This window comes from Pedobacter ginsengisoli, from assembly GCF_002736205.1.
GTDB classification, from domain to species: domain Bacteria; phylum Bacteroidota; class Bacteroidia; order Sphingobacteriales; family Sphingobacteriaceae; genus Pedobacter; species Pedobacter ginsengisoli_A.
The window spans coordinates 5070129-5092185 of sequence record NZ_CP024091.1 but is presented as its reverse complement, the minus strand read 5'-3'; the positions used below and the strand labels follow the sequence as shown (position 1 = coordinate 5092185).

Sequence of the window (22057 nt, the reverse complement as noted above, 5' to 3'; positions counted from 1 at the left end):
TAATACAGCCGCAATAAATTGTGCGAATTTATTGTGTTGCTTCTAGAAAACTATTTGTTTGCCTAAGTAATAATCAATCACCTTTGCTTTAAACAGCAAATCGTACTTAGCTCTGATCATGTCTATTTCTGCTTTATTTTTATTTGTTAACGAAGTATTGTAATCTAAAGAGTTAACTAAACCAACGTTGTAACGTTGCTCAATTACAGAAAAGGCCTCTTTTCTTGCATTAAAAGTATTGGTAGTTGATTCGAACGTACTTTCTGCTGCCTTTAGGTCGGCAACGGCCTGATAAATAATTTTATTTAAATTATTTTTTGCCAATTGTTCATCTGCCTGTGTCTGCAAAAAGTTAATTTTGGCTTTCTTTACTCCTATCCTTGACTGTAAGCCGTTGAATATTGGAATGCTAAGTCTTAAACCAACTCCTTTCGAAACATTGTTTTTGATCTGATTACCAAAAGACAGATTCTGAACATCTGCCGGGAGGTTATAATTATAGTTATAAAACGACCCATAACTTCCGCTCAAAGATAACGATGGATACAGATTACCTTTTGCTACCTCAATTCCCTTTTTTGCAGAAGCAGTTTGAAGAGCTGCCAGTTTAATATCCGGGAAAAGATTTATTGCATCTGTATATACTTGTTCTGCATTATAATTTACAGATGGCCTGTTAAATTCCGCTAGTACCGGAGCCTGTACATCGTACCTTGTTGAAGAAGGAATGTCCATTAACTGCGCCAAAGTCAAATAAGAGATGCTAAGTGCATTTTCTGCAGTGGTAACATCCAATTGTGCTGTAGCAGTTTGCGATTTAGATTCCGCTAAATCAGCCAGTGTTTTGTTTCCAACATCCAAAAGCTCTTGCTGTTGTTTCTGTTGTTGCTGAGCCACGGAAAGTTGTTGTTTTGCTGCTGATAAACGATCTTTATTGTACAAAATCTCCATATAAGAAGTGATTACCTGAAGTATCAGATCATTCTTAATTTTATCAGTATTCGCTTTTCCTGCCTCAAGAAGTATCTTATTCTGTTTAATCTGGTTTATTTTTGAAAGACCATTAAACAAATCAAAACCTAAACTTGCTCCCGGACTAAAGCTATAGTTCTGAGTGTTCTCATAGATACCCGTATTACCCAGATTATTACGTCCCCAACCCATATTCTGATCAGCTCCTCCATTTAATGTTGGATAAACTGCAAACTTAGATTGTTTCAGATTTTGAGTAGCCAGGTCTTCACTCAACTGCGATTTTTTTACCTGAAGGTTATTATGTAAAGTTTCTTCTATTGCTTGTTGTATGGTAATAATCTCCTGAGCGTTAGTTTTTTGCACAAAACCCGTTATAAAGGCAAAAGAGAGTGCTAAGGTTAATTTTGGTAATGCACTATAAGGGATAATTTTTTTCATAATTTAGTTTTCACAATATTAATATAAACAACTTATTCATTTTGTAAATTTTCAGGTACAACAAGCCTATTTATTACTTTTTCTCTTCTTCAATTTTATTCAAAGCTTAAAAGAAGCCCATAAAATCAAAATTTTCTCTAAGTTTGAGCATGTACCTGATAAAATCCCCGTTTTTATTAAAATGGTATTACCCATCTTTAACCTGGCACAAGAACCGGGATCAAAAAGTTATTTATTTAACCTTTGACGATGGACCTATACCAGATGTTACAGATTTTGCATTAAAAACTTTAAAAAGCTTTAACGCAAAAGCAACATTCTTTTGCATCGGAGATAATATTCACAAACATCCTGATATTTTTGAGAAGATAAAGAACGAAGGACATCAAATCGGCAATCATACTTTTAACCATTTAAAAGGATGGAAAACACCGGATGAAATATACACTAAAAACTTCCAAAAGTGTCAGGAATTAACCAACACGAATTTATTTCGCCCACCTTACGGTAGAATTAAAAAATCTCAGATAGCCGCCATTCGGGCAATAAACCCGCAAACCCAGATTATTATGTGGGATGTACTTAGTGGCGACTTTGACATCAACCTGGCACCTCACCAATGTTACAATAACGTGGTTAAGCATACCGGCAACGGATCAATCGTAGTTTTTCATGACAGCCTGAAAGCCTACGACCGAATGCAATATGCATTACCAAGAGTATTGAAACATTTTTCAGAACAGGGTTATCACTTCCATTCTCTTTAATTTTTTCATCATTCAGTTAGCCAAGTTTAGGCCAAACCATCTAAAAACCACAATCAACTAAAAAACAAATAGTTACAATAAAAACAAAAAACAAATGTGTTCAAAAATGAACAGCAGTGTTCAGAAATGATCGCTTATGGTTTGCAGATATTTAAATGAATAATCACTCAACTTTATTTAGAATAGGTATAAATAATATAATGATATGCAGATGATGTCCTACCCCTGTTTTTTTTTGTAAATTCGCTACAAAATAATAAGAATAACTTACCCTTTTAACACATATTATCAATGGCTTTTGATATAGAAATGATCAAAAAGGTGTATGCAAACTTTGGCCCCCGCGTTGAGGCGGCCCGTAAATTAGTAGGCAGACCTTTAACACTCTCAGAAAAAATCCTTTATGCCCACCTTTGGGATGGAAATACAAATACCGCTTATACAAGAGGTACTGATTATGTAGATTTTGCTCCTGACCGTGTGGCCATGCAAGATGCTACTGCACAAATGGCTTTATTGCAATTTATGCAGGCAGGCAGACCAAAGGTTGCCGTTCCTTCTACCGTTCACTGCGATCACCTGATCACAGCAAAAAATGGTGCTGAAATAGACTTACCTGCTGCAAACACTGAGAGTAAAGAAGTATTTGATTTCTTAGCTTCAGTTTCAAACAAATATGGCATTGGTTTCTGGAAACCAGGCGCTGGTATTATTCACCAGGTAGTTTTAGAAAACTACGCTTTCCCAGGTGGAATGATGATAGGTACCGACTCTCATACTGTAAATGCAGGTGGTTTAGGTATGGTTGCCATAGGTGTTGGTGGTGCTGATGCTTGCGATGTAATGGCAGGATTACCATGGGAGCTAAAATTCCCTAAACTGATTGGCATTAAACTTACCGGAAAATTAAGCGGATGGGTATCTGCAAAAGATGTAATCCTTAAAGTTGCAGGTATTCTTACTGTAAAAGGTGGAACTGGTGCAATTGTTGAATATTTCGGCGAAGGCGCTACAAGCATGAGCTGTACCGGTAAAGGAACCATTTGTAATATGGGTGCCGAAATTGGTGCAACAACTTCAACATTTGGTTACGACGAAAGCATGGAGCGTTACCTGCGTGCTACCGGCAGAGCCGAAGTGGCTGATGCTGCAAACGCAATAAAAGAACACTTAACTGGCGATGCTGAAGTATATGCAGAACCTGAAAAATACTTCGATCAATTAATCGAAATCAATTTATCTGAACTTGAGCCTTATTTGAACGGTCCATTTACGCCGGATTTAGCAACTCCTATCTCTAAAATGAAAGAAGTTGCAGCTGCTAACGGATGGCCAATGAAAATAGATGTAGGTTTGATCGGTTCTTGTACCAACTCATCATACGAAGATATTTCTCGCGCAATCAGTATTGCTAAACAGGTATCAGAAAAAGGCTTAACCTCTAAATCTGAATACTGTATCAACCCAGGTTCTGAGCAAATCCGCTATACTATAGCACGTGATGGATTTTTAGACGTATTCAAAAGTATAGGTGCAAAAGTATTTACTAATGCCTGCGGACCATGTATTGGTATGTGGGACAGAGTTGGTGCTGATAAGCAAGAGAAAAACACCATCGTACACTCGTTTAACCGCAACTTTGCAAAACGTGCCGATGGTAACCCTAATACTTTTGCCTTTGTTGGTTCTCCGGAATTAGTAACAGCATTAGCTATTGCAGGTGATTTGAGTTTTAATCCACTAACAGATACGTTAACAAACGACAAAGGCGAACAGGTAAAACTTGATGCCCCAACAGGATTTGAACTACCTACCAAAGGTTTTGCAGTTGAGGATGCAGGTTACCAGCAACCAGCTGAAGATGGTAGTAAAGTAGAAGTAATTGTTTCTCCAACTTCTCACAGATTGCAATTACTTGATCCATTTACTCCATGGGAAGGCACAGACCTTAAAGGACTTAAATTGCTGATCAAAGCAAAAGGAAAATGCACAACCGACCATATTTCAATGGCTGGTCCGTGGTTAAAATTCCGCGGTCACCTGGATAACATTTCTAACAACATGTTAATTGGTGCTGTAAACTACTTTAACGACAAAACTGATTCAGTTAAAAATGAGCTTACCGGCGAGTATGGTCCTGTACCTGCAACCCAAAGAGCTTATAAAGCTGCTGGCTTAGGCTCTATCGTTATCGGCGATGAAAACTATGGTGAAGGATCAAGCCGCGAGCACGCAGCTATGGAGCCTCGTCATTTAGGTGTACGTGCTGTATTGGTAAAATCATTTGCCCGTATCCACGAAACCAACCTAAAAAAACAAGGTATGCTTGGTTTAACCTTTGTTAATAAAGAAGATTACGATAAAATATTAGAAGATGACACTATCGACATTATCGGATTAACAACATTTACGCCTAATGTACCTCTTACTTTAGTATTAAACCATGCTGATGGAACTAAAGAAGAAATATCTGTTAACCACAGTTACAATGATCAACAAATTGAATGGTTCAAAGCAGGTGGTGCATTGAATATCATTCGCAGAGAAGCGGCAGCCAAAAAAGCATAGCAGCTCATATCTTAATAAAAAAAGGGTTGATATTTTTAATATCAACCCTTTTTTTATATCAGTTGCCTGGTTACATAATTACCGCAGCCCATCCGCCATTGCGAACCATCTTAATATCAATCTTGTCTCCAGATTTAACCTGTATTGTTTTCTTTCTATAGTCCATTGCCTGGCGACCAGCATTAATTCCATCCTCAAAATAAGTCATTGTATAGGTTTTACCTTTTTCAAGGAAATCAAAATTTAAAGAAACCGTTCTCTCTTTCTCTTTGCCATTCGCAATTGCTCCAACAAACCATTTGTCCTTTTTACGTTTTGCTACAACGGCCACCTCACCTATTTTAGCGTCTAAAGCTTTCGTCTCATCCCATGTAGTTGGCACGCTTGTGATGAATTCAGTACAATCCAGGTTCCTGTAGTAAAGCGTAGGGTTATCAGCCAACATCTGTATCCCGCTTTCAAAAACAACAAACAAAGCCAATTGATAAGCACGTGTACCAATACTTGCTGCATTTGGCCTGGCGGCTCTATATGCATCGGGCTGCATACTTATCATAGCTCCGGGAGTATAATCCATTGGTCCAACAGCATTACGCATAAATGGCAGATATAAACTATTATCCGGATAACATCCTCCCATTTGCTCCATTCCCCTAACACCTTCGTAAGAAATCACATTCGGATATTTATACTCCAGTCCGGCAGGTTTAAATGCACCATGAAAATCGACAAACAATTTATGCTTTGCAGCTTCTTTTGCAACATCCTCATAGTAATTAACTATCCATTGGTCACTACGGTCCATAAAGTCTATCTTAACCCCTTTTACACCCCATTCCTCAAAAGTCTTAAACAATTCCATATTCTTATGAACAGTTAGCCAGGTTAACCATAATACTACTCCAACGTTCTTCTCTTTACCGTACCTAATCAGCTCATGCACATCAACGTCCGGGTTTGGAGTATAAGGATCTGTAGTACTCTTTGCCCAACCCTCGTCCATAATAATATATGGTATACCGAACTTAGCAGCAAAATCTATATAATACTTATAAGTGGCCAGGTTATAGCCCGAAACAAAATTCACATCCGGTCCATAAGGTGCTGCATCGTTCCACCACTCCCAGCTTGCCTGCCCTGGTTTAACCCAAGTAGGATCTTTAATTACACTAGGCGAGGCCAGCTTTAGCGTCATCGTATTTTCAAGCAGTTGTTTATCATCAGAGGTTATCACAAAATATCTCCACGGGAAATTACGGGTACCAGAAGTTTTTGCGATGTAATCAGCCTCTTTAAGAATTTTCAAACTCCGGTCGCCATCATCACCAAATTCAAGTGGAACCTTAGGAAAAGCAGCCGACATCCCATTGTTTCCAGTACCCTTAAGAAACATACAAGGATAATCTGTCAGATCTGACTCGCTAATCAATATCTTATACTTTTTCTTAGTATCTATAAGAACAGGAAGAGTAGACATCTTGTTTTCCGGCTTCCAGTCCTTTGATTCCACTTGCGAATATACCTCCTCGTATGCAGTTTTAAATCCGCCTGGCTGCTGTAAATGAAGTGCATATTCATCCGGAAAGTTCACAGAAAATTCTTCATTCATCACCTCTACACTACCTTTCTTACTGGTAATAAAGCGATAGGCAATTCCATCGTCAAAAGCACGAAACTCTACAGCATAATTACCTTTAAAATTAAGCATCAGCGAGTTATAGTTACTTTTTACTACAGAAAATTTCAAAGAAACATAGGGTTTAATAATTTCATTCCCCTGTCCTTTTTTACTGCTAACCAATTTCGGATTCTGACCCAGAATTTCGTTTCTAAGACTCATTTGCAGATGATTATTTTCTAACAACAAATCACCTCCTGAGGAAATGGAATAATATATTTTGTCGGCTATATTAATAGAAACTTTCAATCCCCCATTAGGAGACTTGAATTCTATACCCTTAGTTTGAGCGCTTAAAGTAGTCGATAATCCAAAAACGACCGCAATGGTTAATACGAGTTTATTAATAAAATTCATGAAAATAGTGGTTTAATCTATAAGGTTAGGTTGTTGTGGTTACAATATATTTGGTTCAGTTTTGTAAAATTAAAGGTAATGATTAATATGCTAAAACCATTTACTTAATATGTCCAAATCGTAAAGTCCTTGTTCCATGTAATAAACCTTTATACTTTTAGTAATCAATTGGATTTAGGGTAAGAAATACATAATTTTTTATGTAAATTCATATAACCAAAATTCAACACTATGAACGTACTCACAAAAATTCAAAATTGGGGTAATCGTCATCACCCAAAATGGCTCGACTATTTTAGAATACTTTTAGGCTTAGTTCTTATTTGGAAAGGTATTGCATTTGCATCAAATCTTCATGCCTTTACCAATATGATGAAAGATGCGATGTTGGGTGTAGCAGTGTCAATTAGTTTAATGGCGCACATAATTATAGTGCTTCACATTATCGGTGGACTGCTTATTGCAGTGGGTTCTCATACACGCATATTTTGCCTGCTTAATTTACCAATACTTATTGTAGCAGTGTTCTTTGTTAATTTGAGAGCAAATATATTTAGCCCCTATGCCGAATTCTGGGTTTCCGTGATTGTACTTATTGGTCTGATTTGTTTCTTGATTGAAGGTAATGGTGTACTGTCGGTAGACCGGGATAAAAAAGCGCTGGTTTAACCGAAGCTAAAACTCATATTCGCAATCAAAGCAATGGTGGGTCTTCTTTGCATAAAAAGGATAGATCATTAGCGCAAATGAAACGATCATTGTTAACAGGCTAAATAGACACTTTCGGGTGCCGGGGCCTTGACAGGGCGTTCAGAGAGCTTTGCTAGGGCCTTGGTAGGGCTAATTGCCCTTGCAACCCCCTAAAAAAGCACTAGCAAAACAAAGTCAAATAAACACCTGCATGTTATTAACTGTTTTGCTAAACTATATCTTATGCAAAAATTTCTGAAACCAGAAACCAGAATCTTTAATTGTTCTACGCTGAGTTTTAAAGTCGGTATGCACTAAACCAAAACGTGCATTAAAACCTTCGGCCCATTCAAAATTATCCATCAATGTCCAGGCCATATAGCCAGTTATGTTAACTCCTTCACTTTTAGCTTTCAACAGGGCAGCCAGGTAAAGCTGAAAGTAAGCTATCCGTTCCGGATCATGAACATGATTACCCAATACTTTATCATGATATGCCGCACCATTTTCAGTAATCATTATTTTTTTTACTCCCGGATAGGAAGCAAATTGCTTAATGATATTGTAAAAGCTATCGGCATTTATTTCCCATCCCATTGCTGTATGTGGTTTCTTTCTGCTTTTTGCTTTAACCTCCCATGCCTGCAGAACGGGGATAAAAGCATTGTACTTTATTGTTAAAGGAAAATAATTTTGCAGACCAATAAAATCAAAATCAAAAGTTAGCCGCTCAGTGTGTCGCCATGTAGAATGCTGAATAGAAAACTTCTCCATCAAATCCCAATCTGCCCCCGGGTAACCCATTCCCAGTGCAGGCTCAATAAATAACCTGTTCATCAGGCAGTCAATTCTTTTTGCCGCTGTTACGTCTGCATCGCTTTGTGTATAAGGGATAACCTCAGAGCAAGAGAAACTAGTCCCAATGTTGGCATTTGGCACAAGAGCTCTTAATATCCGGCCACCATCGGCTTGTGCTATTGCGGTATGATGAACGGCAGAAAAGAAATTGGTTAATCCTGTTTTTCCGGGTGCATGTACACCAAGCATATAGCCAAGAGAAGTAAAGCCAAAAGGCTCATTTAAAACTATCCAATTCTTAACCTTATCGCCATACTCTTTTGCGCATATAGATACGAAGTTATTAAATGAATCATTGATGCTATAGGCATTCCACCCGCCTTCATCTTCCAGTGCATCGGGCAAATCCCAGTGATAAAGTGTTACATAAGGAATTAATCCGTTAAGGAAACATTCATCAATAACCCTGTGATAGAAAAGAATCCCTTCTTTATTTATAATTCCTTTACCATAGGGAAGAATTCTGGACCAGGCTATTGAAAATCGAAAAACCGAAAAGCCAAGTGTTTTAACAAGAGCAATGTCTTCTTTGTACTTATGATAAAAATCGCAGGTATGGGTAGGTTGATGTCCCTTTTTTATTTTGCCTGCTCTTTTAGAAAATGTATCCCAAATTGACGGGCCTTTGCCATAGCTCTCTGATGCACCTTCAATTTGAGCCGCTGCCACAGCAACACCCCATAAAAAATCATCACCAAAATCAGACGCTTTAATCATATAAGCAGTTATTAAAAGCAATATGGCATTATGGTATTAACTTAATGTTAAGCCTATCTGTTTGAGCAACAAAGCAGCGTTAAAAGTTTTGCAGGGCCCATGTTTCAACTTGTAGTCAAACTCCATCTCATCATCTGCTATTTGAATATCAAAATGATAGTTTCTTACTTTATAACCATGATCTGTTTCCATTTCTGAGAGCTGCAAATCATGAGTTGCAAATAATGCTGGAGTATTTTGAGTAATTAATTTTTCTATGAAAACTTTAGATCCAAGGTATTTATCTCGACTATTTGTTCCTCTAAGCATTTCATCTATAAGCACAAATGAATTTGCTGAAATGCTGATAGAATCAAGTATCATTTTTAGTCTGTTAAGCTCCGCTTTAAAAGTTGAGGTATGATCGTTCAGAGAATCCTTAATGCGCATATAAGAAAGCACTTTAAATATAGATACTGACATTTCCTTAGCACACACCGGTGCCCCTGCAAATGCAAGAACCATATTAATACCCACTGTACGCAGAAAGGTGCTTTTCCCTGCCATATTTGACCCTGTAACAATATCAACAGTTGGATAGGATTCCAGATTAAAATCGTTCACTATCCGCTCGCTTTCGTGAATTAAAGGATGTCCTAATTCAATACCTTTCAAATTAAAATCTTCAGCAATTGCAGGGAAGTTCCAATTTGGTTGGTTATAAGCAAGTGTAGCAAATGAAATAAGTTCCTCGAACTGGCTGATTCGGTCTAAACCACCAGATAAATTTGCTGAGGATTTTGAGTACCAATTATTTAAATCTATTGAGCACTTTAAATCCCAAAGGAAAAACAAATTTAAAAAAAAGCCAACTAATAAATTTAGCCGGGCATCAAAGGACTGAATAATAGACGACAGTTGTTTAATCTGTTTACTTACTGGGCTTGCATGCAAGTTTTGATCATTGTTGCTTTCAAAAAACGTTCTGATATAAGTACTTTTCCAGGCTACATCTTCTGTCCATTTTATAGTTCCTGAAATGGAACTTAACAGATCAGAACTTTTTGTAAAACCATAGTAAACAAGATTAATATCCTTTAAATTAAAGAAAATGAGAGCAATATTAACAATGGCTACCAACCCAAAAACTTTCCATACAAGCCCCCCGAATATCGCACCAAGTATAAGCAGACCAAAGGCAATAAAAGGTATAATTTTAACATACAACTGAAGCCCTTTTTTTTGTACAAATTTTAACTGTTCAGGCAACTGATGTTCCAGTTTTTCCTGAATGGCTTGTAACTGTCCTGGCTTATGACTTTGCAATCCAGCCCGGAAGTGGTAGGTTTGATCGATGTGTTGTGTTAATTCAGAAATAGCTTCCTGACGCTGCAAAATAACTTCCTTTTCATTGGGCCTGCCTAGATTATCTGCAAGAATATTTAAGCCTTTTGACGTATTGCATCTATTGATATAAGAGAACAAAGTACCTTGGCCGTAAATATCCAGATCAGAGGCATACGGATGATATTCATTGCTATAGCTTTCTCCATTGTTATATCCATTGATATTAGAGGTTAGGTGATTTACTTCATTCTGATAAACCCACAAAAGCTGTCCCGCATAGGTTAGTTCTTGTTGCACTGAAATTTGCTTTTTTATTAACGCTAAAAATGCAATTACAGGGATAATCATTAAGGCTATTAACGCCCACGAAAAGCCAATATTTATTAAGAGGGCAACTATTATAATTTCGGCAACAAACATGCCCAACCGAGAGAATGATATTTTATTGAGTTTGCTTTTAAGGCTGTCTATCTGATCTTGCTGGGCTTTTACATTATTTTTGTAATCGTTTAAAATGCTATCTTTTGTTCTTATCATTGTATTTTTCTCTATAGAACTATTACGCGTTTGCCGAATTGATAAATATAGGGAATTGATTATTATGCCCCTAATTAGATGAAGATAACACTACTTGTTACAGGAAAAACAGAAGAAAAATATCTTATTGAAGGTATTGAGAAATATTTAAACCGGTTAAAACATTACATTGGATTTAATATGATTATTATTCCTGATGTAAAAAACACTAAAAATTTAAGCGAGGCACAGCAAAAGGTTAAAGAAGCCGAAATGATGTTAAAACATATTAATAATCCGGATACAGTTATTTTACTTGATGAGAAGGGTAAGAAATATACATCGGTACTTTTTTCAAATTATCTGAACAAACAGATGATTGGAAGTGTTCAGCATTTGGTATTTGTGATAGGCGGTCCTTACGGTTTTGACGAGACTGTTTATAAACGGGCTAATGGAAGTATGTCTCTTTCTGATATGACTTTTTCACATCAAATGGTGCGTTTATTTTTTGTAGAACAGTTATACAGGGCTTTTAGTATTTTAAAGGGAGAGCCATATCATCATGAATAAACTGTTTAATTTTATGGAAATTTAACCCCGCTCTCATCATTATATAAAAGGAGATTTATTATGCGCCTACCATCAGATTATAAAAGAAACTATAAGTTTAAAAGCGACAGAGGAAAGGATCGTTTAAGTTATATTATTGCTATTATTATATCTGCAATAGCATTTTTGTTGATTTGGTATCTGGCTTAAAACAGCAAAGCCGGATTATAAAAACCCGGCTTTACTTAATATTGTAATTGCTAAACTACACCCCTTTTTTACTGGTCATGTTTGCTTTTTTAGCTGGCTGTGATGCTTTGGCCGGAGCTTTTGCATTTGCCGGCTTTGGACTAGCTTTTGGCTTCTTATCAATTTTTTCTTCAGCCTTTAATGCTTCCTGCTCTGCACTTACTGATGGTGCCTCTTCCGAAAACAAAGGCAGTTCTTTTAGTAAATGATACCAGGTAACTATTTTTTTCATATCTGATGTATACACCTTTTCCTCATCGTGATCTGGTGCAACTTCTTTAAAGAAAGTTTTTAAAACGGCTCCGTCTGCTTTTGCATCAGGAACATTTCCTTTAGCCGCAGCAATGTTAGCCAACACATCAATAAGCTTCAGATCTTCATCCTCGCCATAAATGGTAATATCTTCTAGTGATGCAAGTTTGGTTGTAGTAATATTAGCTACAATTTTAACTTTTTGAGCATCGAGGCTCTCAAGAACATATCCGCCTTTATTTTGTCCTACTAATTTAAATAGGCCTGGTCTCCCAGATACTGCTACTATTCCTCTTAAATTCATATTAATCCTCTATTACTTCTATTCCTAAAATCTTGTCACCTTGTCTAATGTCATCAACAATATCAACATTTTCTATTACTTTGCCGAATACTGTATGGTTTCTATCAAGGTGAGCAGTGTTGTCTCTGCTATGGCAGATAAAAAACTGTGATCCTCCAGTGTTTCTGCCGGCATGTGCCATTGACAAAACACCACGGTCATGATATTGGTTCTCTCCAGAAAGCTCACAATCAATTTTATAACCCGGGCCACCAGTACCTGCTAAATGTGCTTTTGCAGGATCTTTAGAGTTTGGACATCCGCCCTGAACCACAAAATTTGGTATTACTCTGTGAAATGTAACCCCATCATAAAATCCCTCGTTAGCTAATTTTTTAAAGTTAGCAACTGTATTTGGTGCATCCTGATCATAAAACTGAACAGTCATGTTCCCTTTCTCTGTTTTAATTATTGCTTTACTCATGTTATTTTTTGTAAACGCCAAACTTAGATAAAATAGTTTTTATATGCAATTTATACTAAAAGCGTTATATGTACATTATAATTTTATATTGGTATACAAAAAATATACATTCGTACTTACTGATACAACTTCATGATTTTAAGTTTTAAAAAATTTGGCCTCCTGTTTTTTTTACTTGCAGCTACAATTGCTGTTAAGGCTTCATCCATTCTTATTTATATGGATGAAGATCAAAAAAATCATTTGAAGGCTTATGGCATTGCATACTGGGCTATTAAACAAAATGCAGATGTTAGCTGGCTATTAAATTACAGGGGAGGTAGTTTTTTAATTGGTTATAACAAAACCGTTGAGGATGAGTGTAAAACAAGAGGGGTTTCTTATCAGATACTTGCCGATGGAAAAGTTACGGCAATTTTGAATGAAATTAGCGACCCGCAGGTGAACATGGAAATGGTAAAGCTTGAGAAAGCTCCCAAAATAGCCGTGTATTCGCCTAAAAGTAAACTACCATGGGATGATGCCGTAACTATGGTACTTACCTATGCTGAGATCCCGTATGATGTTGTTTATGACGATGATGTTTTAAAAGATAAATTATCAGCATATGATTGGCTGCACCTCCACCACGAGGATTTTACAGGTCAGTATGGCCGCTTTTGGAGCGCTTTTAGAAATGCAACCTGGTACCGTGAAGATGTTAAAAACCAGGAAGCTACCGCCAAAAGAAATGGCTTTGCTAAAGTATCTCAATTAAAACTTGCCGTGGCAAAGCGGATAAAGGAGTTTTGTACAGGAGGAGGCTTCCTTTTTGCCATGTGCTCTGGCACTGATAGTTTTGACATTGCTTTAAGTGCCGAAGGCGTAGATATTTGCGAGAGTATGTTTGATGGTGATGCGGCTGATCCGCAGGCTCAAAGTAAGCTTAACTTTAATAACACTTTTGCATTTAAGGATTTTAAACTTGATGAGAATCCTAATAATTACGAATTCTCTGACATAGATGCTACGATGAGCAGAACGCTTACACAAGCTAATGATTTTTTTACTTTGTTTGATTTTTCTGCAAAGTGGGATCTTGTGCCAACCATGCTAACTCAAAATCACGATAAGGTGATTAAGGGTTTTATGGGCCAAACCACAGCTTTTAAAAAACGTTTCGTAAAAGCAAGTGTTACGGTTCTTGGTGAAAATAAAGGAGCTGAAGAGGTACGGTATTTAAATGGTGAGATTGGCAAAGGGCAGTTTACTTTTTATGGAGGGCACGATCCTGAAGATTACCAGCATGCCGTTGGGGATCCGCCAACTGACCTGAACCTGCATCCAAATTCGCCTGGCTACAGGTTAATTTTAAATAATGTGTTATTCCCTGCGGCTAAAAAGAAACCTCAAAAAACTTAACTAAAGCGTGGGTACTAATCGTAGAAATTCCAGCTTACACCGAACTTAAACAATAATCGATCTGGCATTGGGTAGCGGTCAACCGTGTAGTATCCCTTATACAATAAACCTTGGTTTACGTAGTCACATTTCACAAATAGATTGGCTCTTCTTAAGCTTGCTTTAACCCATACATCCACAATTGGAGTAGTATCAAACGTTATATCTTTACCAATATAGAACTGCCCGGTTGCGGTTGAATACGCGTATGCTTTATAGGGTGTGTTATAACGAACGTCAAAACCAATATTTGTTTTTAACACCTTGAAAAAGGTTTGATCCAGATAAAAACTATTGAAGGTGTAAATTTCAGGAGTACGTAATTTATCCGGATTATCTGTTTTTTGATATACCAGGTAACTATCTAAGTTAAACTTACCAAATTTGAATTTTTTACCTGCAGTTATTTTAAGGAGATTTATAGAAGAACCCAACTGAAATGGCTTAATGCCTCCTGCATCATCCTGACCAAAATACAAATAGTTATCAATTAGGTAATATTGGGCACCTGCATCAAAGCCAAATTTTTCATTAATAAAATTGAAAGACAGGTTAATGGTTTTACTACGATCGAAGTTATTTTCCCAACGGTAGTGGTTGCCAAAGTAATTGGTATAAGTTTCTTCTGGTGATTTATTTTGGAAATACGCTCCTAAAATAATTCGCCCGACAGATTTGCTTAAAAGGACGTTGCTTTTGGCTTCATATAGAAAATCGCCCACATTTCTTCCCTGAAAGATTTGTTGTAAATCGACATTAAAATCTATTTTGTTACTTAAACGATATCCTGCATTGCCTAACAAGGTAATGTTTTGAAAGGTGGCAGAATAATCATAAAATCTGGTGCGATCTTTATAAAGCACCATTTGATTATAATTATAAAAGTCGTGTTTTATCCCTACATCAAGCTTTAGTTCGTTCTTGATAATTGAACTTCCCTTTGCCCTAAGAAAAAAGCTGTAAATAAACTCATTTTGAATATGCTTATACCTTGTGCTATCGTTAGTAAAAGAACTATCGGCAAGACCAACTCCATTTGGAAAAACAGATTCCCTTAAAGCGGAACTGGCAAAATTCTCGTCCATTTGGAAAGCATATGAATTTGCATCATATTTTAAGGTATATGACACCCTGTTTGTTGGAAGTATTTTTTTTGTTATTTCCTGAGCAACACTATCTATCCGCCCAACAAAATAAGTTTGCTTAAGCATAAAGCCAGTTTGACGCCATATTCGCTTACCTGTTTGCAGCCTAACAGGTTCTGTAAGTTTATCTACAGAATTGTTTGTGCCTGTAAAAATAGAATCATTAAGTATAGAGCCATTCTCCTGGGTTTTAAGGGTATTAAACACCACGCTACTCCATAGGTTATATCTTTTGTTTGGCGATTGATACCAGGTAAAAAGAGATCCATTCAGATCGTCTCCCCTTTGCCTTCTGTAATAGCCATTTGCTCCTATTCTGTTAAAATTTAGTCCAACATTAAAATTACGCTTAACATTTTGAGAATGTATCACTTTAAAAACTTGCTCTGCTTCGCCTGCACTAACATAATAGAGGCTTGTAAATGGTGTTCTTGCCTGGTAATACCGAATATCATCGTGGGTCATGGCGTAATAATCCAATGAATGCATTCCTATATCAAAACCTATGGTTTTTACAGGCTCAAAAAGCATTGGTCTGGCTGCAAGGCCCAGGTTACCTACTCCTACTGTTGGCGTTCTTGGTTGTATTAGTACATTAAAATTTTGAAAGCCGGTTAATGTGGTATCTAAAGCTATTGTTTGGATACTATCTTTTGTAAGTTTAAGTGTAGTATACCTAATATACTTTGATGTAAACACTACAGAATCCCTTCCTTCTTCCTCTTTTTTCCTTAAGGAGTCAAGCTCCTTATTATCATTAACGGTAGTTTTTAAATCTTGCGCAAACAATTGTACACCCCCGAAGATGACAAAGCAAAAAACAAGGAAGGCAATGTTTTTATACATTATAAGGTTGAAATTAACTGGCTTAATATTTTTGTCATTTTAGGTTCTGCAATCTTTGCCGTTTCTATTATTTCTTCGAGACTTACCGGTTCAAGTACTTCGGGAAATCCCTCGTCTGTTAACACAGAAATTGCGAATACGGGAATGCTCATGTGATTGGCCACTATTACTTCTGGCACAGTACTCATACCTACAGCATCACCTCCAATAATTCTTAAATAATTATATTCTGCTTTCGTTTCTAAATTTGGCCCTGTTACGGCAATATAAACGCCTTGATGGCACTTAATGTTATTGTTGTTTGCAATATTAATTGCTTGTTTAATTAATGTTCTGTTGTATGGTTGGCTCATATCCGGAAAACGGGGGCCCATATCTGAATCATTGCTACCACGCAGCGGACTCTCTGGTTGTAAATTGATATGATCATTGATTACCATTAAATCACCTTTTTTGAACTCCGGATTTAATGAGCCTGCCGCATTTGAAACAAATAAATGAGCAATTCCTAAGGCCTTCATAGCCCTGATAGGAAAAGTAATTTGCTGCATCGAATAACCTTCGTAATAATGAAGTCGCCCTTGCATTGCAACTACTCTTTTGTCATTAAGCTTTCCAAAAATTAGCTTTCCGGTATGAAATTCAAGGGTTGATATTGGGAAGTTAGGGATGTTAGAGTACATTAACTGATATTCAACCTGAATCTCATTAACAAGGCCACCCAGGCCGGTTCCTAAAACAATTCCAATTTCCGGTTGGAAATTATCAGTTTTTCGTTTTATATATTCAACGGTTTCGTGTAGTGCTTGAAACATAATCTAAAATCTTTTTATCAAAGGTAGCTTTATCTTCTTCCGGTAATGTTATTTTAACTGGCAAATAAAAGACAGGCAAATTTAAAAGTAATTCTTTTAATACATCATCTAATAAACGCTGAGCATCTTTTTCTGTTGTTATTATTATTTTTTCTTCAGAAGGATGGTTATTAAAGGCATTTACAAGTTGCTGAATGTTTTGTACAGTAAAGCGATAGTGATCTGGATAATCAGAATGATTTATTTGCTTTGTGTATTTCTGTAGCTCCCACAGCAACGGCATAGGATTAGCTATCCCTGTTAACAAGAATACCATGGTATTACCGGACAACGAGGTTAAAGACTGTTCAGCTTTTGAAACAAGGTGCGTAAGATTCCCATAAGTTAGAAAAGAAAATGATACGTTTTGTTGTGCATCTTTATCAAACTTCCTTATACAGGTTTGCTTTTGATGTGCTTCAATATTTTCCGGGCCTTTTGTAATCAACAATGCCTGTGCACGATGATACCCGAAAAAAGGTTCTCTTAAATTCCCGGCAGGAAGCAAAAACTGCATACTCAATAGCTTTTGATATTCAAACAGAAGAATGCTAAAACCTGGTTTTACGCTTCTATGCTGAAAGGCATCGTCGAGTATAATTAAATCGTGGTTGCTTTTTAAATGATTAATTCCCGCAACCCGTTTCTCACAAACTGCAACAGTAACGTTAGGAAACTTATTATAAAATTGCATGGGCTCATCGCCTATCGATTCGGCAGTTGCAGTGGCATCTGCAAGGATGTATCCTGTAGTTTTACGCCCATATCCTCTGCTTAGAATTGCAATACGCTTATCAGGAAATAAATTTACAAGATATTCTGTTACCGGACTTTTGCCAGAACCACCAACAACAAGGTTACCTACACAGATTACAGGCAGATTAAAAGCAGTTTGCTTAAACACACCTATGTCATAAAGCTTATTCCTGATCAGGGTTATTAAGCCATACACTACAGAAAACGGAAGTAATAATAGTCTGAGGTATTTAGTCATGTGCGGTTTCAAAAATAAGAATTATTACGGCTCATTTTATCACCTATATAACGTTTCCTATTTACCAGCGTAATAAATAAAAGGTTACCTTTGTAAAAATAACTTATTACAAAATGCTTAAAGGATTTTTTAACGTACCAGCTCCTGTAAATGAGCCCATTTTGGGTTATGCGCCAGGAAGTAAAGAACGTGAACTTTTGAAGGCCGCTTTAGCCGATGCCCGTTCCAAACAAATTGAAATACCAATGTATATTGGTGTTGAGGAAGTGCATACAGAAGTTAAAGGAAAGGTTACCCCTCCGCACGATCATCAACATATATTGGGTAAATATAGTATTGGAAATAAAAACCATGTAAAGCAAGCTATTGATGCAGCTTTAGCTGCCAAAGCTGACTGGGAAAATTTGGCATGGGAACACCGCGCTGCAATTTTCTTGAAAGCTGCTGATTTAATTGCGGGTCCTTATCGCTACAAGTTAAACGCAGCAACAATGCTTGGGCAATCAAAAAATGCTTATCAAGCTGAGATTGATTCGGCATGTGAACTGATCGATTTTCTTCGTTTCAATGTTAGCTACATGGCCGAAATCTATAAGCAACAACCTCCTGTATCGCCTAAAGGATCATGGAACCGAGTTGAACAACGTCCTTTAGAGGGTTTTGTATTTGCTTTAACGCCTTTTAACTTTACAGCTATTGCAGGAAATCTTCCTACATCTGCAGCTATGATGGGTAACGTGGTAGTATGGAAGCCAGCTGACACACAAATTTTTGCCGCAAATGTTTTAATGCAGATATTTAGAGAAGCCGGATTACCTGATGGCGTTATCAACCTGGTTTACGTTGATGGCCCCGAAGCTGGTGAAGTAATATTTAGTCACCCGGATTTTGCAGGAATTCACTTTACAGGATCTACTGCTGTTTTCCAAAATATCTGGAAAACTATTGGCAATAATATCCATAAATTTAAAACCTATCCGCGCATTGTTGGCGAAACCGGAGGTAAGGACTTTATCCTTGTACATGGTTCGGCAGACCCGGAAATATCAAGTACTGCTATTATCCGTGGTGCTTTTGAATATCAAGGCCAGAAATGTTCTGCTGCATCTCGTGTATATATTTCGAAAACTGTATGGCCAGAAATTAAGGACCTGATGTTACGTGATCTGGCAACATTTAAAATGGGCGGGACTGAAGATTTCAGCAACTTCATTAATGCAGTTATTGACGAGAAATCTTTTAACAAACTAGCTAAATATATTGATGAAGCTAAGCAAGATAAATCTGTAGAGATCATTGCAGGTGGAAATTACGACAAATCTAAAGGTTACTTTATTGAGCCTACAGTTCTTGTTGTTAAAGATCCAAAGTACGTTACAATGTGCGAAGAACTTTTTGGCCCTGTATTAACAATCTATGTTTACGAGGATAAAGATTTTGATAAAGTTCTTGACATTATTGACACTACTTCTATCTATGCATTAACAGGAGCTGTTATTGCTCAGGATCGTTACGCTATTGAAAAAGCTACTCAGCGTTTAAGAAATGCTGCTGGCAATTTCTATATTAATGATAAATGTACTGGTGCAGTTGTTGGACAACAACCTTTTGGCGGTGCCAGAGGATCTGGTACAAATGACAAAGCCGGATCGATGATTAATCTTTTACGCTGGGTTTCTCCACGTACTATTAAAGAAACATTTGATCCACCGAAGGATTATCGTTATCCTTTTTTAGGATAAAAAGATCAAAAAAAACTCCCGGTGATGAACCGGGAGTTTTTTTTTATTTTTCAGCTTTCATTTTAAAGACCGGAGAAATATCATCTCCACTTGATGCACTCACCAGCATGTCTGTAATCAATCCTGTTTTTAAGCTGTAAACCCAGGCATTAACAGAAAGCTCTTGGCCTGAAGCCCATGCATTTTGTACAATTGAAGTACTCATCACATTTGCAGCACTTTCTATTGCGTTTAGTTCAACCAAACGATCTGATCTCTTTTGAGGATCTTTAATGGTCGACATTTCACGCTCATGTATACGAATCACGTCTTTGATATTTCTTAACCAGTTATCAATTAATCCTACTTGCTTATCTCCAAGTGCGGCATTTACACCGCCACACCCATAATGACCACATACAATGATATGTTTTACTTTAAGCACGTTTACTGAATAATCCAGTACGCTTAACAAATTCATATCTGTATGTGTTACCACATTAGCAATGTTGCGATGTACAAAAATATCGCCCGGCAAAGTATTAGTGATCTGATTTGCAGGCACACGACTGTCTGAGCAACCTATCCACAATACTGGAGGAGCCTGACCAGCAGACAAGCGGTCAAAAAACTGAGGGTCTTCTTTAAGAGTTGCAGCAACCCATTCTTTATTTCCCTTTAATAAACTATCGTATGTAATCTGATCTGTATGTTGTTTTTCTAATTTAGCGCACATAATATTTAACTGTTAATTTCTTCAATGACTTTATTGTTTAATTTAGGTACGGTATATTGTTCTTTTATATTTTCTAAAATTACAATAATACCTTTAGTATAAGCATTATGCTTATAGTTAAAAATGGTTTCCAATACATCCGGATCTATGTACCTTGAATTGGATCCGTCGATGATTACATTTGTTTCTTTAGGAATTTTATTTAACACTACCTGAATTGCGGCCTTATTTAAAAAGGATACTTCTTCAGCGAGCTTTATCCTTAAATTCTTTTTATTCCCTTCTTCCTGTATTTTATAGAAATATGGGTTGCGCATGTTGGTACGCAATAAATAAAATATTGAGAATAGCATACCTATAGCTACGCCTTTTAACAAATCTGTTAACAAAACGGCAACTATAGTAATAACAAATGGGACAAACTGATCCCAACCCTTATGGTACATATGTTTAAAAAGCTCTATACGTGCTAATTTATATCCTGTTACCAATAGAATTGCCGCCAAACATGCTAAAGGAATCATGTTTATAATTCCAGGTATAAAAAGAAGAGACAACAGCAACCACACGCCATGAAAAATAGCTGACATCTTTGTTCTTCCGCCTGCATTTACGTTTGCTGAGCTTCTTACTATTACTGATGTTAGTGGTAAACCACCTAATAAACCACTCACCATGTTGCCGGTTCCCTGAGCTACCAACTCTCTATTTGTTGGCGAAACACGCTTAATTGGGTCTATTTTATCAATCGCTTCTATACTTAGCAGTGTTTCAAGACTTGCTACCACTGCAATTGTTCCAGCTACAACCCATACCTTTCCATTTAGTATCTGTGAAAAATCGGGTGCTGTAAATAAACCTGTAAATTCCGACCAGCTGTTTACAACCGGAATCTCTACCATTTGTTTTGCTTGCAAGGCATAATTACTACCTTGAAAAACAATAGTAAGTACAACCCCGATTACCACCACAACTAATGGTGCAGGCACAATACTTAGCTTCTTAAATTTTGGCCAGAAAATCAGAACCAAAATTGATAATACACTAATCACAATAGCCGCCAGGCTAAAATGACTTAATGCCCCACCAATGGCTGAAAATGTATTTTCATTATCTTTTTGGAAGAAACTTTCATCACCAAAAAAATCTGAATCCACACCCAGTGCATGAGGAAGCTGTTTAAGTATCAATGTTAGTCCAATTGCAGCTAGCATTCCTTCAATTACACTTGAAGGAAAATAGTTACCTATTGTTCCGCCCTTTAATAATCCCAACACTATCTGAATTGCACCAGCAAGAACAACTGCAACTAAAAATATCTGATAACCTCCTAATTGACCAATAGCCCCCAAAACAATTGCAGTTAGCCCTGCAGCGGGCCCACTAACACTTAATTGTGAGCCACTTGCACTTGCAACTACAATTCCACCAACTATACCAGTAATTAAACCGGCAAACAATGGTGCACCTGAAGCAAGGGCAATACCCAAACAGAGGGGCAAGGCAACAAGAAATACCACAATACTAGAGGGCAAATCACGCTTCAGGTTCTTTTTTAATATATATTTCTTCACTTCCAATCTTGAAAAGATTGAGTTTCCACTTTGCATA

General features: G+C 37.0%; 17 protein-coding genes. 6 read left to right on the top strand and 11 right to left on the bottom strand.

The genetic code is table 11. The features are described 5' to 3' along the window. Positions 1-42 precede the first annotated feature (42 nt). Positions 43-1413: a TolC family protein gene (locus tag CPT03_RS21490; protein ID WP_099440742.1), complete on the bottom strand. Its 1371-nt coding sequence runs from the start codon at positions 1411-1413 to the stop codon at positions 43-45. A gap of 149 nt (positions 1414-1562) precedes the next feature. On the opposite strand from CPT03_RS21490, the gene CPT03_RS21485 reads away from it, so the two are divergent. Further along, a complete protein-coding gene (locus CPT03_RS21485; RefSeq protein ID WP_099440741.1) occupies positions 1563-2180 on the top strand; it encodes a polysaccharide deacetylase family protein in 618 nt (205 codons plus the stop codon). A 291-nt stretch (positions 2181-2471) separates the two neighbouring features. After that, positions 2472-4748, top strand: coding sequence for an aconitate hydratase (locus tag CPT03_RS21480; RefSeq protein ID WP_099440740.1), 2277 nt, complete (start codon positions 2472-2474; stop codon positions 4746-4748). Between the two features lie 70 nt (positions 4749-4818). Here the strand turns inward: CPT03_RS21480 and CPT03_RS21475 are convergent, their stop codons facing one another. Then, on the bottom strand, positions 4819-6783 hold the full coding sequence (locus tag CPT03_RS21475; protein WP_099440739.1) for a glycoside hydrolase family 97 protein: 1965 nt from the start codon (positions 6781-6783) through the stop codon (positions 4819-4821). A 231-nt stretch (positions 6784-7014) separates the two neighbouring features. Between CPT03_RS21475 and CPT03_RS21470 the strand changes: the two genes are divergently transcribed. Then, positions 7015-7452, top strand: a complete 438-nt coding sequence (locus CPT03_RS21470) for a DoxX family protein (RefSeq protein WP_099440738.1) — start codon at positions 7015-7017, stop codon at positions 7450-7452. Positions 7453-7707: 255 nt separating this feature from the next. Here CPT03_RS21470 and CPT03_RS21465 read toward each other — a convergent pair whose 3' ends face one another. Together CPT03_RS21465 and CPT03_RS21460 are read right to left on the bottom strand one after the other, a co-directional pair. Beyond that, positions 7708-9048, bottom strand: coding sequence for a GH1 family beta-glucosidase (locus tag CPT03_RS21465; RefSeq protein WP_099440737.1), 1341 nt, complete (start codon positions 9046-9048; stop codon positions 7708-7710). A gap of 36 nt (positions 9049-9084) precedes the next feature. Beyond that, positions 9085-10911, bottom strand: a complete 1827-nt coding sequence (locus tag CPT03_RS21460; protein ID WP_099440736.1) for a MutS-related protein — start codon at positions 10909-10911, stop codon at positions 9085-9087. 78 nt (positions 10912-10989) lie between these two features. Between CPT03_RS21460 and rlmH the strand changes: the two genes are divergently transcribed. Next, complete coding sequence (rlmH, locus tag CPT03_RS21455; RefSeq protein ID WP_099440735.1) at positions 10990-11463, top strand: 23S rRNA (pseudouridine(1915)-N(3))-methyltransferase RlmH; 474 nt, start codon at positions 10990-10992, stop codon at positions 11461-11463. A gap of 244 nt (positions 11464-11707) precedes the next feature. On the opposite strand, the gene CPT03_RS21450 is transcribed toward rlmH, so the two are convergent. Next, positions 11708-12247 (bottom strand): DUF5606 domain-containing protein, encoded by a 540-nt coding sequence (locus tag CPT03_RS21450; protein ID WP_099440734.1) that lies wholly within the window; start codon positions 12245-12247, stop codon positions 11708-11710. A 1-nt stretch (position 12248) separates the two neighbouring features. Next, on the bottom strand, positions 12249-12710 hold the full coding sequence (locus CPT03_RS21445; protein WP_099440733.1) for a peptidylprolyl isomerase: 462 nt from the start codon (positions 12708-12710) through the stop codon (positions 12249-12251). Between the two features lie 219 nt (positions 12711-12929). Between CPT03_RS21445 and CPT03_RS21440 the strand changes: the two genes are divergently transcribed. Then, entirely contained in the window at positions 12930-14111 is a 1182-nt protein-coding gene (locus tag CPT03_RS21440) for an asparagine synthetase B (protein ID WP_099441214.1), read from the top strand. 14 nt (positions 14112-14125) lie between these two features. On the opposite strand, the gene CPT03_RS21435 is transcribed toward CPT03_RS21440, so the two are convergent. From CPT03_RS21435 to lpxK, 3 genes are read right to left on the bottom strand one after another with little or no spacing between them, the layout of a single operon-like run. Further along, positions 14126-16141, bottom strand: coding sequence for a putative porin (locus CPT03_RS21435; RefSeq protein ID WP_099440732.1), 2016 nt, complete (start codon positions 16139-16141; stop codon positions 14126-14128). Further along, positions 16141-16956, bottom strand: a complete 816-nt coding sequence (locus CPT03_RS21430; protein ID WP_099440731.1) for a purine-nucleoside phosphorylase — start codon at positions 16954-16956, stop codon at positions 16141-16143. The genes CPT03_RS21435 and CPT03_RS21430 overlap by 1 nt, the downstream gene beginning before the upstream one ends. Beyond that, positions 16928-17989 (bottom strand): tetraacyldisaccharide 4'-kinase, encoded by a 1062-nt coding sequence (lpxK, locus tag CPT03_RS21425; RefSeq protein ID WP_099440730.1) that lies wholly within the window; start codon positions 17987-17989, stop codon positions 16928-16930. Before lpxK ends, CPT03_RS21430 begins: the two co-directional genes overlap by 29 nt. A gap of 113 nt (positions 17990-18102) precedes the next feature. Here lpxK and pruA point away from each other — a divergent pair, with 113 nt between their 5' ends. Continuing rightward, positions 18103-19731, top strand: coding sequence for an L-glutamate gamma-semialdehyde dehydrogenase (pruA, locus tag CPT03_RS21420; RefSeq protein WP_099440729.1), 1629 nt, complete (start codon positions 18103-18105; stop codon positions 19729-19731). Between the two features lie 43 nt (positions 19732-19774). On the opposite strand, the gene CPT03_RS21415 is transcribed toward pruA, so the two are convergent. Together CPT03_RS21415 and CPT03_RS21410 are read right to left on the bottom strand one after the other, a co-directional pair. Further along, positions 19775-20446, bottom strand: a complete 672-nt coding sequence (locus CPT03_RS21415; protein WP_099440728.1) for a carbonic anhydrase — start codon at positions 20444-20446, stop codon at positions 19775-19777. A 5-nt stretch (positions 20447-20451) separates the two neighbouring features. Continuing rightward, positions 20452-22056 carry a SulP family inorganic anion transporter gene (locus CPT03_RS21410; RefSeq protein WP_099440727.1) on the bottom strand — a complete coding sequence of 535 codons (1605 nt, stop codon included), beginning with the start codon at positions 22054-22056 and terminating at the stop codon, positions 20452-20454. Between the last annotated feature and the right edge of the window lies 1 nt (position 22057).

Bases quoted from the DNA above. Each gene is read 5' to 3' on its own strand.
- CPT03_RS21490 (WP_099440742.1), bottom strand. From the start codon at position 1,413: ATGAAAAAAATTATCCCTTATAGTGCATTACCAAAATTAACCTTAGCA.
- CPT03_RS21485 (WP_099440741.1), top strand. From the start codon at position 1,563: ATGTACCTGATAAAATCCCCGTTTTTATTAAAATGGTATTACCCATCT.
- CPT03_RS21480 (WP_099440740.1), top strand. From the start codon at position 2,472: ATGGCTTTTGATATAGAAATGATCAAAAAGGTGTATGCAAACTTTGGC.
- CPT03_RS21475 (WP_099440739.1), bottom strand. From the start codon at position 6,783: ATGAATTTTATTAATAAACTCGTATTAACCATTGCGGTCGTTTTTGGA.
- CPT03_RS21470 (WP_099440738.1), top strand. From the start codon at position 7,015: ATGAACGTACTCACAAAAATTCAAAATTGGGGTAATCGTCATCACCCA.
- CPT03_RS21465 (WP_099440737.1), bottom strand. From the start codon at position 9,048: ATGATTAAAGCGTCTGATTTTGGTGATGATTTTTTATGGGGTGTTGCT.
- CPT03_RS21460 (WP_099440736.1), bottom strand. From the start codon at position 10,911: ATGATAAGAACAAAAGATAGCATTTTAAACGATTACAAAAATAATGTA.
- rlmH (WP_099440735.1), top strand. From the start codon at position 10,990: ATGAAGATAACACTACTTGTTACAGGAAAAACAGAAGAAAAATATCTT.
- CPT03_RS21450 (WP_099440734.1), bottom strand. From the start codon at position 12,247: ATGAATTTAAGAGGAATAGTAGCAGTATCTGGGAGACCAGGCCTATTT.
- CPT03_RS21445 (WP_099440733.1), bottom strand. From the start codon at position 12,710: ATGAGTAAAGCAATAATTAAAACAGAGAAAGGGAACATGACTGTTCAG.
- CPT03_RS21440 (WP_099441214.1), top strand. From the start codon at position 12,930: ATGGATGAAGATCAAAAAAATCATTTGAAGGCTTATGGCATTGCATAC.
- CPT03_RS21435 (WP_099440732.1), bottom strand. From the start codon at position 16,141: ATGTATAAAAACATTGCCTTCCTTGTTTTTTGCTTTGTCATCTTCGGG.
- CPT03_RS21430 (WP_099440731.1), bottom strand. From the start codon at position 16,956: ATGTTTCAAGCACTACACGAAACCGTTGAATATATAAAACGAAAAACT.
- lpxK (WP_099440730.1), bottom strand. From the start codon at position 17,989: ATGACTAAATACCTCAGACTATTATTACTTCCGTTTTCTGTAGTGTAT.
- pruA (WP_099440729.1), top strand. From the start codon at position 18,103: ATGCTTAAAGGATTTTTTAACGTACCAGCTCCTGTAAATGAGCCCATT.
- CPT03_RS21415 (WP_099440728.1), bottom strand. From the start codon at position 20,446: ATGTGCGCTAAATTAGAAAAACAACATACAGATCAGATTACATACGAT.
- CPT03_RS21410 (WP_099440727.1), bottom strand. From the start codon at position 22,056: ATGCAAAGTGGAAACTCAATCTTTTCAAGATTGGAAGTGAAGAAATAT.